Annotated in this window: 8 protein-coding genes; 5 read left to right on the top strand and 3 right to left on the bottom strand. The window is 70.4% G+C overall.

Annotated elements, in window-relative coordinates:
• The first annotated feature begins 122 nt into the window (after positions 1-122).
• Positions 123-569 (top strand): hypothetical protein, encoded by a 447-nt coding sequence (locus FLL47_RS42050; RefSeq protein ID WP_144128288.1) that lies wholly within the window; start codon positions 123-125, stop codon positions 567-569.
• A 95-nt stretch (positions 570-664) separates the two neighbouring features.
• On the opposite strand, the gene FLL47_RS42045 is transcribed toward FLL47_RS42050, so the two are convergent.
• Positions 665-3,493 carry an AfsR/SARP family transcriptional regulator gene (locus tag FLL47_RS42045; RefSeq protein ID WP_186316249.1) on the bottom strand — a complete coding sequence of 943 codons (2,829 nt, stop codon included), beginning with the start codon at positions 3,491-3,493 and terminating at the stop codon, positions 665-667.
• Positions 3,494-3,781: 288 nt separating this feature from the next.
• Here FLL47_RS42045 and FLL47_RS42040 point away from each other — a divergent pair, with 288 nt between their 5' ends.
• Together FLL47_RS42040 and FLL47_RS42035 are read left to right on the top strand one after the other, a co-directional pair.
• Positions 3,782-4,174 carry a hypothetical protein gene (locus FLL47_RS42040; protein WP_144128286.1) on the top strand — a complete coding sequence of 131 codons (393 nt, stop codon included), beginning with the start codon at positions 3,782-3,784 and terminating at the stop codon, positions 4,172-4,174.
• A gap of 141 nt (positions 4,175-4,315) precedes the next feature.
• A complete protein-coding gene (locus FLL47_RS42035) occupies positions 4,316-5,563 on the top strand; it encodes an MFS transporter (protein WP_144128285.1) in 1,248 nt (415 codons plus the stop codon).
• Between the two features lie 6 nt (positions 5,564-5,569).
• Here FLL47_RS42035 and FLL47_RS42030 read toward each other — a convergent pair whose 3' ends face one another.
• The gene (locus FLL47_RS42030; protein WP_144128284.1) at positions 5,570-6,652 is read right to left on the bottom strand and encodes a sigma-70 family RNA polymerase sigma factor; all 1,083 of its coding nucleotides are present in this window, start codon (positions 6,650-6,652) and stop codon (positions 5,570-5,572) included.
• Positions 6,653-6,672: 20 nt separating this feature from the next.
• Between FLL47_RS42030 and FLL47_RS42025 the strand changes: the two genes are divergently transcribed.
• Complete coding sequence (locus FLL47_RS42025) at positions 6,673-7,506, top strand: alpha/beta fold hydrolase (RefSeq protein ID WP_144128283.1); 834 nt, start codon at positions 6,673-6,675, stop codon at positions 7,504-7,506.
• Positions 7,507-7,969: 463 nt separating this feature from the next.
• Positions 7,970-12,577 carry a galactose-binding domain-containing protein gene (locus FLL47_RS42020; protein WP_246159334.1) on the top strand — a complete coding sequence of 1,536 codons (4,608 nt, stop codon included), beginning with the start codon at positions 7,970-7,972 and terminating at the stop codon, positions 12,575-12,577.
• Positions 12,578-12,697: 120 nt separating this feature from the next.
• Here FLL47_RS42020 and FLL47_RS42015 read toward each other — a convergent pair.
• On the bottom strand, positions 12,698-14,988 hold a 2,291-nt coding region (locus tag FLL47_RS42015; RefSeq protein ID WP_144128282.1), incomplete at its 5' end, for a transglycosylase domain-containing protein.

Genomic DNA, 14,988 nt, shown 5'->3' with positions numbered 1-14,988 from the left:
GCCGACTTCCCCCGTGGTCGGCGGGGAACCTTCGTTTCCGCAGCGGTTTACGACCGCGCTCGCCGGGTATCTGCTCGCCGTCACCGAACCAACACCGTTGTCGGCACGCAGGAGGCATAACCATGATTCTGCTCGGATTGCTGCTGGTCCTAGGCTTGGCCGGACTGGCGCTCGTGGCCTTCATGGACAATGACGGCCTGTTCACCACCTCGGCGGGCACGGTCGAGCTGTTCGGCTACCAGGCCGCGCTCACGGTCGGCGAGGTCTTCCTCATCGGCGCGGCAGCCGGCGCGCTGATCCTCGTCGGGCTGTTCATGCTGTTCAGTGGCACCGGGCGGCGCGCCCGGCGCCGGCTCGCGGCCCGCCGTGAGCTGCAGGCGCAGCGGGCCGAGAACCTCGACCTGAAGCGCAGGCACGAGAGCATCGCCACGGAGCTGGCCGCGCAGCGTGCCGCCGAGGCCGGTGCCGCCGACGCCGAGCGCGAGGTCGAGGCCGCTCGGGCGGCCAAGGAAGCCAAGCTCGCCCGGGACGCCGAGGTCGAGGCGGACGAGAGATTGTCCACCCGCTAGGAATCAGAAGCCGTCGGGGCCGCCGCACCGTGTGTCGGTGCGGCGGCCCCGACGGTGTTTTCGGCTTTCCGTGCCTGCTCGGCCTGTGCGACAGGTCAGGCTGCGCCGGGACCGGGGGGTGGGGCGTCGAGCGGCTGCAGCTTGGCCCTGATGCGTTCGGCGTCGGGATGGGCCAGCTCCTGCATGATCCGCACGGCGTCCCGCCACAGCCCGTCGGCGGTTTCCCGGTCGCCGAGCGCCAGGTGCGCGTCGGCGAGGTGGTCGGCGATGAAGGCCTCCCAGTAGCGGTCGCGGGTCTGGCGGACCAGGTCCAGCGCGTTGCGGAACCCGATCACCGCCTGCTCGTGGTCGCCGAGGTGGTGGTGGGCATGGCCGAGGCTGTCCCAGGTCTCCCACTGCCCGGCCAGGTCGCCGACCTCCTGGTGCAGGGCGAGTGCCTCCGCGCAGGCCGTGATCGCCGCCGCGTGGTCGCCGAGCAGGGTCTGGAACCAGCCCATCGTGTTGAGCGCCTTGGCCTGTCCCGATCTGTTCCCGGTCGCCCGGTGCAGCCGATAGGCCCGTTCGGCGTACGCGTACGCGTCGGCGTAGCGGGTGGTGCGTTCGCCGAGCCAGGTGAGCGCGAGCAGGGTGTTGGCCTGGCCGGCGGCGTCGTCGGACTGGGCGAACAGCGCCATGGCGCGGTCGTAGTGCTGCTGGGCCTCGTCGTAGCGTTCCAGCCAGGTGCTGGACACGCCGAGGCCGTGGTAGACGTGGGCCTGGCCGGTCACGTCACCGGAGCGGAGCGCGGCGTCCAGCGCGATGCGCTGGGTGGCGGCCTGGTCCAGCCAGTGGCCCTGCCGGTCGAAGTAGGTGATCAGCGTCCACGCCAGCTGCCAGGTGTGCCCGTCGCAGCCGAGCTCGTACGCCTGCCGGATGACGGCCAACAGCACCGTGTGCTCGGCGGCGAACCAGGCGTAGGCGGAGTCCCGGTCGGCGTGCTCCTCAGGCGTCACGTGTTCGTCGCACGGCAGGATCGCGATGCGGTGCCGGTGCGGGTAGACCATCAGCGTCGCGCTGTTGGCGGTGTGCAGATAGTGGTCGTAGGCCCGGCGCAGGGCGAGGAACCGGACCGGCTCGGGATCGTGGTCGGCGACCAGTTCCGCGGCGTACGCCCGCATCAGGTCGTGCAGCAGGAACCGCCCCGGGCTGTGCTCGACGGCCAGGTGCGCGCGGGTGAGCTCGGCCAGCAGCGGACGGGCCTGCCGCAGCGTCAGCCCGGCGGTGCCGGCGGCCGCCGCCAGCGAGATGTCCGGCCCGGGATGGAGTCCCAGCAGCCGGAACATCCGCGCGCCGCCGTCGCTGAGCTGCCGGTAGGACCAGGAGAACACCGCGCGCAGGTCGGTGGCCGCGTCGTCGCCGCTGAACGCGTCCAGGTTGTCGCGCCCCTCGGCCAGCTCCGCGGCCAGCGCGGCCAGCGGCAGCGCCGGGCTGGATGCGGCGCGGGCCGCCACGATCGCCAGCGCCAGCGGCAGCCCGCCGCAGCGGGCGATGACGTCCTTGACGGCGCGTGCCTCGCGGGCGACCGCGGTGCCGCCGAGCCGGTGGGTCATCAACTGCCGCGCCTCGGCCGCGGTGAACATCGCCAGCGACACCGGCCGCGCGCCCTCCGCCGCGACCAGGCCGGACAGCTGGTTGCGGCTCGTGACCAGCACCATGCACCCGGCCGTGCCGGGCAGCAGCGGGCGCACCTGGTCGGCGTCGCGGGCGTTGTCCAGCACCAGCAGCAAACGCCGCCCGGCCAGCAGGCTCCGGTAGAGCGCGGCCTGCTCGGCGAGGTCGGCGGGCACGCGCGCCGACGGCACGCCCAGCGCGTCCAGGAAGCCGCGGACGGCCTGGGACGCGCTCGTCGGCGGGCCGCTCGCGTCGAAGCCGCGCAGGTTGACGTGGAGCTGGCCGTCGGGGAAGCGGTCGGCGGCGCGGTGCGCCCAGTGCACCGCGAGCGAGGTCTTGCCGACCCCGGCACTGCCGGTGATGACGGCCACCCGCGCCGGTCCGGTGCCGGCATCCCGGTCGCGCATCACGTCCAGCTCCCGCAGCGCCTCGTCGCGGCCGGTGAACCCGGCCGCGTCGGCGGGCAGCTGCCGGGGGACGATCACCGGGTCGGCGGCCGCGGGCGGGTCGGGTTCGAAGTCGTACCGGCCGGGCCGGGTGAGCCGCTCGTCGTCGCGCAGGATCGCCTCGTGCAGCGCCCGCAGCTGCGGGCCCGGCTCCAGGCCGAGCTCGTCGCGCAGCAGCGCATGGGTCTCGCGGAACAGCTCCAGCGCCTCGGCCCGCCGCCCGCTGCGGTACCGGGCGAGCATCAGGCAGCAGCGGAAGAGCTCACGGAACGGCTGCTCGGCGACGAGTGTCTCCAGCGTCCCGGCCAGCTGCCGGTGCCGGCCCAGGGCCAGCTCAGCCTCGGCCCAGCCCTCGTACGCCGCCAGCCGCAGCTGATCCAGGCGTGAGGCCTCGGCGGCCAGCAGCTGGCACGCGGTGAACTCCGCGTATGCCGGGCCGCGCCACAGGTCCAGGGCGGCCTGCCAGTCGCGGGCGGCGGCCGCCACGTCGCCGCCGTCCAGGGCTCGGGCCGCCGCGGCGCTCCGCTGGCCGAACCTGGCCATGTCGAGCAGCTCGCCGGCGGGCATGGCGTAGCCGTCGGAAGCATTCTGGATCCGCTCCGCGCCCAGGGCGCCACGCAGCTGGCTGATGTACTGCTGCACGTTGCGCCGGGCCGACGCCGGCGGCTGATCGGCCCACAGCGCCTCGACGAGGGTGTCCATGGTGACGGGCCGACCCAGGCGGGCCAGCAGGACGGCGAGCGCCAGCCGTGGCTTGTGGCCGGTGGGCAGGTAGACCGGCTGTCCGTCGTGAACCGCCTGAAGGGGTCCCAGGACCTGGAACTCCACTGCCGTCTCGCCTTCCCGACCACGACTCCGATGACGACACGTGCTCCGGCAGTCACGGATCGCGTTGTACATCGCCTGTACCGCGATCGGACACGATGCGGGTATCGGCGAGCGTACGGCACGGTGCGAAATCACCTGTGATCAACCGTGCGCGTTCGTCGGCTGGCACGCCGACGTGCCGATGTTCTCGGGGCGGGCCGAGATTCGGGGGACCTCGGCCGCTCCGAGACCACGCCTCCAGGCGACCACCGACAGCCGCGCTGCCCCGCGTCGGGCACACTGCCTCCCATGCCGAAATCACGACGAGAAGTGCGTGCCCGCCGGGCCGCGGCCGCCGCGCGCATGCAGCCCGGCGGCAGGGCGCAGACCCGGTCGGCGCTCACCGAGGCGAGGAGCTGGCAGCAGGCAGGCCTGCCCGCCGCCCTGGCCGGCGCGGCCGGACTCGTGCTGAGCATTCTGCTCGCCGTCGCGAACTCCTGGCTGCTTCCCGCGGTCGCGGTCGGAGCGGCCCTGCTCAACCTCTACGCGGCATACGTCGTCGTGAAGGCCCGCCGCGCAGACGAGTCACTTTTCCCGCAGCGCTGGGGCAGCGGCAGCTTCTCCGCCCGCGGCGAAGTCGTCTCCGGCGTGCTGGCACTCGCCTCCGCCGTGCTCGCCGTGCTCGGCTTCGCGAGCCGATGAAAGGCTGCAGTTTCGGGGAAACTGCGGCCTTGTAGACCAGGCAAGCTGCAGTTTCCCCGAAACTGCAGCACCGGGCGACCGGGACGGGGCGATGAATAGGCGTTGCGGGCGGGTGGCCCGCGCCCGTAGGGTCTCGACCTTGTGCGCAAGGTAGTCGACTCCGTCGTGCCCGCCCGGCTCGGCGCGGGCTACCGCTGGCTGCTGGCCTCGTCCTGGTCGAGCAACCTCGGCGACGGGGTGGCGCTCGCCGCCGGGCCGCTGCTGGTCACCTCGCTGACCGAGGACCCGTTCCTGATCTCCCTGGCCGCGTTGCTGCGCTGGGCACCGCCGCTGGTGTTCGGCCTTTACGCGGGCGTGCTGTCCGACCGGCTCGATCGGCGCCGGATCATGATCGCGGCGAACCTGGGCCGGGTGCTGGTGCTGGCCGGGCTCGTGGCGACGATGCTCACCGGGACGCTGTCGGCGCCCGGCGCGCTGGCGGCGCTGGGCCTGCTGACCGTCGCCGAGGTGTTCGCCGACAACACCGCGGGCACCCTGACGCCGATGCTGGTGCACCGCGACGACCTGGCGGTGGCCAACGCCCGGCTGCAGACCGGGTTCATCACGCTCAACCAGCTGATCGGCCCGCCGATCGGGGCGGCGCTGTTCGCCGCGGGCACGGCGTGGCCGTTCGCGGCCGAGTTCGTGCTGGTCGCCGCCGGGGTGGTGCTCGTGTCGAGGGTGCGGCTGCCGGTCCGCGACCGGCCGCGCGACGAGCGGCGCAGCCTGCGGCGCGACATCGCCGAGGGGTTCCGCTGGACGGTGAACCACGCGGCCGTGCGTACCCTCGTGCTCACGATTTTGATCTTCAATGTGACGTTCGGTGCCGCCTGGTCGGTGCTCGTGCTCTACGCCCAGCAGCAGCTCGGCCTCGGTGCCATCGGGTTCGGCCTGCTCACCACGGTTTCGGCGGTCGGCGGCCTGCTCGGCACCGCGCTGTACGGCGCGATCACCCGCCGGGTGAGCCTGGGCAACGTGATGCGCATCGGACTGATCATCGAGACCCTGACCCACCTCGGCCTCGCCGTGACCACCTCACCGGTGCTGGCCTCGGCGATCTTCTTCGTGTTCGGCGCGCACGCGTTCGTCTGGGGCACCACCTCGGTCACGGTGCGCCAACGGGCCGTGCCCGAGCAGCTGCAGGGCCGGGTGAACAGCCTCAACACCATCGCGGTCTTCGGTGGGCTGGTCGTCGGCTCGTTGATCGGCGGCGTGCTGGCCACCCACTTCGGGGTCACCGCGCCGTTCTGGTTCGCCTTCGCCGGCTCGGCGGCCTTCGTGCTGCTGCTGTGGCGGGAGATGACCCGCATCGCCCACGCGGACGAGGAACCGCTCCCGGCCCCCGCGTGACCGGGCTCAGGGCAGCGACGCGGGCAGGCCGAAGCGCGTGAAGTGCTCGGTCCCGATGAACGCGGTGACTTCGGCGATGCGGTCGTCGCGCAGGGTCAGCACGTTGACCGCCCAGGGCAGGTGCTCGCCCGTGACGTCGGGGCGCAGGTAGCAGGCCACCGCGGGCTGGCCGTTGGCGCTGACCGGCAGGTGCCGCCAGGAGCCGCACGCGGTCAGCGGGATCCGCACCGCGAAGTCGGTGACCGCGGCCAGGCCGTGATACCAGTGCGGCAGCGGCGGCATGGACCAGGTGACGTCCTCGACCAGCAGCGTGATCAGGGCGTCGGCGTCGCCGCGCTCCAGCGCCTGGGCGAACCGGTGCACCACGTCCCGCACCCGGGCGTCGCCGATCTTGCGAAGGGTCTGCTGCTGGCTGGGGGAGGGCACCTTCTCCGCGACGATCCGGCGGGCCCGGGCCAGCGCCGAGTTGACCGAGGTGGTCGAGGTGTCCATGATCGCGGCGATCTCGGCGACGGAGAAGCCCAGCACCTCGAACAGCAGCAGCGCGGCCCGCTGGTTGCCGGGCAGGTGCTGCAGCGCGGCCACGAACGCCAGCTCGACCGCCTCACGCTGCTCGTAGCGCGCGCCCGGCCCGGCCGGCCCGGCGCCCAGACCCGCGTCGGCGTACGGACCGAGCCAGGCGACCTCGGTCAGCGGGGCGTCGCCGACCACGGCGTGGGCGCTGGACGGGCCCAGGTCCATCGGCAGCGCCCGCCGGCCGCGGGCCTCGACGAGGTCCAGGCAGGTGCGGGTGGCCACGGTGTAGAGCCAGGCCCGCAGCGAGCCCCGCCCGGCGAAGCCGTCCAGCCCGCGCCAGGCCCGCAGCAGCGCGTCCTGCAGCGCGTCGTCGGCGTCATGGGTCGAGCCGAGCATCCGGTAGCAGTGCGCGTGCAGCTCGGGCCGCAGCGGCTCGACGAGCCGGGTGAACGCGGCGTCGTCCCCGCCCCGGGCGAGGGCCAGGTCGGCGTCCCCGGCCACGGCGGAGGAAAGTTCGCTCACAAGCGACGATTCTGCCGCACCGCCCCGGTCTTTATCAGGTACGAGTGCCATCTCACCGGCAAGGAGACCTGATGAACGACACTTCGACCGTTCCCGTCACGACCAGCACGCTGGAGGTGCCCGGCGCTCGGCTGCACTACGAGGTGCGGGGCTGGGGGCCGCTGGTGGTGCTCATCGGCGCGCCCATGGACGGCCGGGCGTTCACGCCGCTGGCCGAGCTGCTGGCGGCCGACCACATGGTGCTCACCACCGACCCGCGGGGCATCTTCCGCAGCTCGGTCGACGACCGCGACCAGGACTCGACGCCGCAGCAGCGCGGCGACGACCTGGCCCGGCTGATCGCCCACCTCGACGCCGGCCCGGCCGTGGTGCTTGGCTCCAGCGGCGGGGCGGTCAGCGCGCTGGCCCTCGCCGAGACCCGTCCCGACCTCGTCAGCACGGTCATCGCGCACGAGCCGCCGCTGGACGAGCTGGTCGAGGACCGGGTGCAGCTCCGCGAGCAGACCGACGACATGATCGCGACCTATCTCGGCGGCGATCCCCGGGGCGCGTTCGCGAAGTTCCTGAAGATCGCGAACATCGAGCTGCCCCCGCCGGTGTTCGAGGCGATCGTCGGCGGCGATCGCGACGAGCAGTCGCTCGCCGACGAGCACTTCCAGTACGCGCACATGCTGCTGCCGACGGTCAGCTTCGTGCCGGACGTCGCGGCGCTGCGCAGGAACGGCACCCGGGTCGTGGTCGGCATCGGCGAGGACTCCACCGGGCAGCTCTGCGACCGGACCTCCCGGGCGCTGGCGGCGCAGCTGGACATCGAGCCGACGATGTTCCCCGGCGACCACATCGGCTTCACCGACGACCCGGCGGCGTTCGCCGTGCGGCTGCGAGAGGTGCTGGCAGCGGGCTGATCGCACCGTCGACAATGGACACATGGCCATCCGGATTCCGTCCGGATGGCCATGTTGTCGTACGCACACCTCATCCGTTCGTCGGCTCACGCATGTCGAAGTGTTGACGTGTTCGTGACGTGTCGGTAACGTTGCCCCCGACACAGTGCAAGATTTCGACAAAGCGATGTTTAGTTTTGTCGTCAGCTTGTGCAAGTTCCCTGCAGGCCGCTCACCTGCCGGTGTTCTCCATCCGTTTCGGGAGAGGCCCGGTATGACGTCGGCTTTCGTACGCACTGGTCGATCACCCCCACACGGCCCGGGCTGAGTTCACGCCCGCGCCGCGTCGCCGGTTACACCACGCCTGCAAAACATCAACCGCACGGTCCCGCTCACCGTCGCGGCTGACCGGTCACCCCGTTTCACCGCACGCCTGTGGACCCCCTCCACACGCGGAACCGTCCCTCCGTGACAAAGGACAACGATGAGAACCAGGAATCCGATCAGAGCGGTGGCGACCGCGGTCGCCGCCGCCATGATCGCCACGGCCGGGTGGGCAGCCGTCGCGCAAGCGGCCGGCGGGCCCAACCTGTCGCTCGGCAAGTCCACCTCCGCCAGCTCGGTCAACGGCCCCTACGTGACCGGCAACCTCAACGACGGCAACCAGGGCAGCTACTGGGAGAGCTCCGGCTCCCTGCCGCAGTGGGCGCAGCTCGACCTCGGCGCCGCCACCGCCATCGACCAGGTCGTGCTGAAACTGCCCGCCGGCTGGGGCACCCGCACCCAGACCCTGTCCATCCAGGGCAGCACCAACGGCTCCAGCTTCAGCGACATCGTCGCGTCGCAGGGCTACAGCTTCAACCCGTCGGTCGCCAACAACTCGGTGACCGTCAACTTCCCGGCGACCTCGCCGCGCTACGTGCGCGTCAGCATCAGCGCGAACACCGGCTGGGCCGCCGCGCAGCTGTCCGAGCTGGAGATCTACGGCACCGCCAGCTCGTCGACCAACCTCGCTCAGGGCCGCCCGACCACCGAGAGCGGCCACGCCGACGTGTACGACGTGTCCCGGGTCGTCGACGGCAACCAGGGCACCTACTGGGAGAGCGTCAACAACTCGTTCCCCGAGTGGGCGACCGTCGACCTCGGCGCGGCCGTCGCGGTCAACCGGGTCGTGCTGAAGCTGCCGACCTCCGGCTGGGGCACCCGCTCGCAGACCCTCGCGGTCCAGGGCAGCACCAACGGCTCGACGTTCACCGACATCGCCGGCTCGGCGTCGTACACCTTCAACCCGGCCGTGGCCGGGAACTCGGTGACGATCAACTTCACCCAGACCACCACCCGGTACGTGCGGATCAACATCACCGCCAACTCCGCGTGGCCGGCGGGCCAGCTCTCCGAGATCGAGGTGTACGGGCCCGGCACCGGCACCCCCGACACCACCGCGCCGAGCGTGCCGTCGAACCTGACCCTGGGCGCGTCCGGCACGACGATCACCCTGAACTGGGGCGCGTCGACCGACAACTCCGGCGGCAGCGGCCTGGCGGGCTACAACGTCTACCGCAACGGCACCCTGGCCGCGACGCTGGGCAACGTCACCACCTGGCAGGACACCCAGCCGACCACGGCGACCGTGTCCTACTACGTGCGGGCGCGCGACAACGCGGGCAACATCTCCGCCAACAGCAACACGGTGACCCGCAACGGCAGCTCGCCGGACACCACCCCGCCGAGCGTGCCCGGCACGCTGAGCCACACCACGTCCGGCACGACGATCACCCTGAACTGGGGCGCGTCGACCGACAACGCGGGCGGCAGCGGCCTGGCCGGCTACGACGTGTTCCGCAACGGCACCCTGGCCGCGCAGGTCGGCACCGTCACCACCTGGAACGACACCCAGGCCGCCTCGGCCACCGTGTCGTACTACGTGCGGGCGCGTGACAACGCGGGCAACACCTCCGGCAACAGCAACACCGTGACCCGCCCCGGCGGCGACGTCACCCCGCCGAGCATCCCGTCGAACCTCACCCAGAGCACCTCGGGCACCACGATCACCCTCAACTGGGGCGCGTCCAGCGACGGCTCGGGCAGCGGGCTGGCCGGCTACAACGTGTACCGCGACGGCGGCCTGATCGCGACCCTGGGCACCGTGCTCACCTACCAGGACTCGCAGCCGGCCACGGCGACCGTGTCCTACTACGTGCGGGCCCGCGACAACGCCGGCAACCTGTCCGGCAACAGCAACACCGTCACCCGCACCGGCACCCAGCAGCCCGGCTGCGTCAACGTCGCGTCCGGCAAGACCATGACCGCGAACGGCTCCACGTTCACGTTCACCCCCGACAAGGCCAACGACGGCCAGCTCGCCACCTACTGGGAGGGCGGCGGCTACCCGGCGACGCTGACCGTGGCGCTGGGCGGCAACCACACCGTCACCGCGGTCAACGTCAAGCTGAACCCGGACCCGGCGTGGGGCACGCGTACCCAGAACTTCCAGATCCTGGGCCGCGAGCAGTCCTCGTCCACCTACACCAACCTGGTGTCGGCGGCGAGCTACCAGTTCACCCAGGGCAGCAACGTGGTGAACATCCCCGTCTCGGCCACCACGGCCGATGTGCGGCTGTCCTTCAACTCCAACACCGGTGCCCCCTCGGGCCAGGTCGCCGAGTTCGAGGTCTGCGGCACCCCGGCGCCGAACCCGGACCTGACCGTCTCCAACGTGTCGTGGACCCCGTCGTCGCCGAACGAGGCGTCCAGCATCTCGCTGACCGCCACCGTCAACAACATCGGCGACCTGTCCGCGCCCGCCTCGAAGGTGGGCCTCTACCTCGACGGCGCGCTCAAGGGCACCGTCGACGTCGCGGCCATCGCGGCCGGCGGCTCGCAGTCGGTCAGCCTGCCCATCGGCACGCTGGGCCAGGGCTCGTACGCCGTCAGCGCCCGCGCCGACAACGCGAGCACGGTGACCGAGAAGAACGAGAACAACAACACGGCCAACGCCGCGAGCAACCTCGTCGTGGCCCAGGCCCCCGGCCCTGACCTGCAGGTCACCGGGATCTCCACCAACCCGGCCAACCCGGCCGTCGGCGCGGCGGTCAGCTTCACGGTGACCGTCAACAACCGCGGCACCTCGGCCTCGGGCGTCACCACGGTCACCCGGGTGACGGTCGGCTCCACCACCCTCAACACCAACACGGCCTCCATCGCCGCGGGCGCCACGGTCAACGTGGCCGTCAACGGCACCTGGACCGCCACCAGCGGCGGCGCGACCATCACGGCCGCCGCCGACGCGACCAACGTCGTCACCGAGACCAACGAGACCAACAACTCGCGGACTCAGTCGATCGTCGTCGGCCGGGGCGCGGCCGTCCCCTACACCTCGTACGAGGCCGAATCCGCCGCCTACCAGGGCACGCTGCTGGAGACGGACGCGCTGCGCACCTTCGGGCACACCAACTTCGCCACCGAGTCCTCGGGCCGCAAGTCGGTGCGCCTGAACACCCAGGGCCAGTACGTCGAGTTCACCTCGACCAACCAGGCCAACTCGATCGTCGTCCGCAACTCGGTCCCCGACGCCGCCGGCGGCGGCGGCCAGGACTACACGATCAGCCTCTACATCAACGGTGTCTTCGACCGGAAGCTCACCCTGTCCTCGGTGCACAGCTGGCTCTACGGCACCACCGACGACCCCGAGGGCCTGTCCAACACCCCGCAGACCAACGCGCGGCGGCTGTTCGACGAGTCCAACGCCCTGCTGTCGACGTCGTACCCGGCGGGCACGAAGTTCAAGCTGCAGCGCGACTCGGGTGACAACGCCTCCTTCTACATCATCGATCTCGTCGACCTGGAGCAGGTGGCGCCCGCGCTGAGCAAGCCGGCCGAGTGCACCTCGATCACCAACTACGGCGCGGTGCCCAACGACGGCCTCGACGACACGGCGGCCATCCAGGCCGCGGTGACCGCCGACCAGAACGGGCAGATCAGCTGCGTCTGGATCCCGGCCGGCCAGTGGCGGCAGGAGCAGAAGATCCTCACCGACGACCCGCTGAACCGCGGGACGCACAACCAGGTGGGCATCAGCAACGTCACCATCCGCGGCGCGGGCATGTGGCACTCCCGCCTCTACACGCTGACCCAGCCCCAGAACGCGGGCGGCATCAACCACCCGCACGAGGGCAACTTCGGATTCGACATCGACAAGAACACGATCATCTCCGACCTGGCCATCTTCGGCTCCGGCCGGATCCGTGGCGGTGACGGCAACGCCGAGGGCGGCGTCGGCATCAACGGCCGGCTCGGTGTCGGTACGAAGATCACCAACGTGTGGATCGAGCACGCCAACGTCGGCGCCTGGGTCGGCCGCGACTACTCCAACATCCCCGAGCTGTGGGGACCCGGTGACGGGCTGGAGTTCAGCGGCATGCGCATCCGCAACACGTACGCCGACGGCATCAACTTCACCAACGGCACCCGCAACTCGACCGTGTTCAACTCGTCGTTCCGCAACAACGGCGACGACGCGCTCGCGGTCTGGGCCAGCAAGTACGTGAAGGACACCTCGGTCGACATCGGCCACGACAACCGCTTCGTCAACAACACGGTGCAGCTGCCGTGGCGGGCGAACGGCATCGCGGTCTACGGCGGCTACGGCAACAAGATCGAGAACAACCTGATCTACGACACCATGAACTACCCGGGCATCATGCTGGCGACCGACCACGACCCGATCCCCTTCACGGGTCAGACGCTGATCGCCAACAACGCGCTCTACCGCACGGGTGGCGCCTTCTGGAACGAAGACCAGGAGTTCGGCGCGATCACGCTGTTCGCGGCGACCGTCGCGATCCCCGGTGTCACCATCCGCGACACCGAGATCTACGACTCGACGTACGACGGCATCCAGTTCAAGGCCGGTGAGCTGCCGGGGGTGGTCATCACCAACGTGAAGATCGACAAGTCGAACAACGGGGCGGGCATGCTCGCGATGGCCCAGGCGCGGGGCAGCGCGACGCTGTCGAACGTCACCATCACGAACTCCGGCACCGGCAACATCGTGACCCAGCCGGGTTCGACGTTCACCTTCTCGGGCAGCTGACCGGCCCACGAAGGAAAGCACAGACCAGGGGCCTGCCGGCGATCACGCCGGCAGGCCCCTGGCCCATGACGCACTTTCAGCGAACTTTGGCGGCGGGGTCGATCCCCCTTCGTCAAGTGCCTATCGGTTACATGGCTGGTTCGGCCTCGGACTGCAGTTGGGATTCGGCACGCCACCACCTGTGCCGGGCGACGGCGACTGGTTCGGGCCGGGGTTGTTCGGGTTACCGGGGTTCTCGCAGCCCGGCTGGTTCGGGTTGCGGACGCAGGCGTTCGGGTCCGGGGTCGGGCTCTCGATGCCGTCGCCGGCGTCCGGGTCGCCGATGCAGCCGCCGCAGCCGAACTCGATCGACTTGGCCTTGAAGCCGAGCACGTCGTTGGCCTTGTCCATGAACTGGGTCCAGATCGTCTTCGGCAGGTCGCTACTGCCGATGTTGTCAAGGTCCGGGTCCTTGATCGGCTCGGACTCGTGCAGGTAGTTGCCGACCCAGACCGCGGTCGCGATCTGCGGCGTGTAGCCGACGTACCAGGCGCTGGAGTTCTTCCCGGCCCACTGGTTGCCGGCCTGCCAGGTGCCCGACTTGGAGATCGAGTCGCGGCCGTTCAGCCTCGTGTTGCTGTAGTTCTTCAGCACGGCGTTGACCTCGCCGACGATGCGCGGCTCGATGCGCGGCACGCCCTTGGTCTTCGCCCCGGTGCCGGGCACGGGCTTCCACACGGTCTTGTTGCCCTCGGTGTCCTTGCGCTCGACCTTCGCGATGAAGTGCGGCGTGTGGTAGACGCCGTTGGCCGCGAACGTCGCGATGCCCGAGGCGTGGTCGAGCACGGTGATCGGGTACTGGCCGAAGCCGACATGGGGGCCGAGCGGAACCTCGCTCCCCTTCTTCTTGGTGAGGTCATAGGCCTTGTTGCCGTCGTCCCAGATCATGCTGACGCCGGCCTTGGCCGCCATGTCCATCACGGCTGCCGGGCCGATCTGCTCGGTGACCTTGTAGAACGGCACGTTGAAGGACAGCTGCGCCATCTTGGCGAGCGTGCAGTTCTTGTCGCAGGGCGGGTTGGACCGGCCGGCGTTGCGGATCTGGGTACTGGAGCCTTTCGGCCTGAACGGGGTCGGGTCCCAGTGCGACTCCACCGAGACGCCGGCCGCGACCGCCGCGGCCAACGTGTAGATCTTGAAGGATGACGCGGGGGAGTGTCCGCCGCTGACGTACGGGCCGCCCTCGCCGTTCTTGCCGGCCTTGTCGTAGGTGGTGCCGTCCATGCCGCCGTAGTAGGCGAGCACGCCGCCGGTGGTCGGGTCGATGGAGACTGCGGCCGCCGTGACGTTCAGTGGGTATTTGTTCAGCAGCGAGGGGGCCGACTTGTTTTGGGGGTCCTTCTCCAAGGTCGAGGTGACCTCGGAGCGGCAGAGGACCTTCTTCTTGTCGGTCGACAGCGGCTTGCCGTCCTTACCGAGCTTGGTCTTCCCGTCCTCGGCGAGCGTGAACGGAATCTCAGCCTTGGTCTTGGGGTTCTTGCAGACTTCCTTGACCGAGTACACCCGGTAGAGCCGCTTCTGCAACTCCATCTGCGCCTTGTGGTTCACGGTCAGCGTGATCTTGAGGCCGCCGTTCTTCCAGTCCTTGATCTTGAGGGCCTCCAGCGCCTTCCTGGCCTCTGGAGTCTCCATCTCCTTCTTGATGTAGTTGATCATCGGACCGTAGCTGGAATCCTTGATGCCCCAGGTGGCGTTGTTCTTGCCGCCGGGAGTGAACGGTTTCGGCATGGGGTAATCCTTGGCCTTGACCTCGTCCACCTCGGCCTGGCTCAGCGTGCCCATCTTCACCACGCTGTTGAGCACGTAGTTCCAGCGGTCCTTGGCGGCCGCCTCGTCGTTCTGCGGGTCGTAGCCCTTGTACTGGCAGTCCTTGAGTTCCACGTCCCCGCACTGCGGCTCCGGCTGCTTGAGCACCGCGCCGAGCACCGCCGCCTGTCCGATGGTCAGCTTCTCGGCCTCGACGCCGAAGTAGACCATGGCGGCGGCGCCGACGCCGGTCGCGCCACGGCCGAAGTAGGCGGTGTTGACGTAGAAGCCGAGGATCTCGTCCTTGGAGTGCTCCTGCTCCAGCTCCCGGGCCCAGACCGCCTCGCGCAGCTTTCGGGCGTAGGTGACCTCGAGGTCGTCCGCCGCGGCACGCGCGTACTGCTGGGTGATCGTCGAGGCGCCCTGGGTCGCGCCGCCGGTGAGGTTGTTCCACGCGGCGCGGGCGATGCCCCAGATGTCGATGCCGTCGTGGTGGTAGAAGTCCTGGTCCTCACCCGCGATCAGGGTGTCCTTGATCTTCCTGTCCAGCACGTTCATGTCGACGATGCGGCGGTTCTCCGTGCCGAGCTGCGCGACCTGCGTCTTGCCGTCCGAGGCGTAGATGA

Origin of the sequence: Catellatospora sichuanensis (assembly GCF_007483665.1) — a bacterium.
In the GTDB taxonomy this organism is placed as follows: domain Bacteria; phylum Actinomycetota; class Actinomycetes; order Mycobacteriales; family Micromonosporaceae; genus Catellatospora; species Catellatospora sichuanensis.
This window is presented reverse-complemented; position numbering and strand designations above follow the sequence as displayed.

What these genes read in the sequence shown, in the direction of transcription:
- FLL47_RS42020 (WP_246159334.1), top strand. Translation starts at nt 7,970, where the DNA reads ATGAGAACCAGGAATCCGATCAGAGCGGTGGCGACCGCGGTCGCCGCC.
- FLL47_RS42030 (WP_144128284.1), bottom strand. Translation starts at nt 6,652, where the DNA reads ATGGCACTCGTACCTGATAAAGACCGGGGCGGTGCGGCAGAATCGTCG.
- FLL47_RS42050 (WP_144128288.1), top strand. Translation starts at nt 123, where the DNA reads ATGATTCTGCTCGGATTGCTGCTGGTCCTAGGCTTGGCCGGACTGGCG.
- FLL47_RS42025 (WP_144128283.1), top strand. Translation starts at nt 6,673, where the DNA reads ATGAACGACACTTCGACCGTTCCCGTCACGACCAGCACGCTGGAGGTG.
- FLL47_RS42040 (WP_144128286.1), top strand. Translation starts at nt 3,782, where the DNA reads ATGCCGAAATCACGACGAGAAGTGCGTGCCCGCCGGGCCGCGGCCGCC.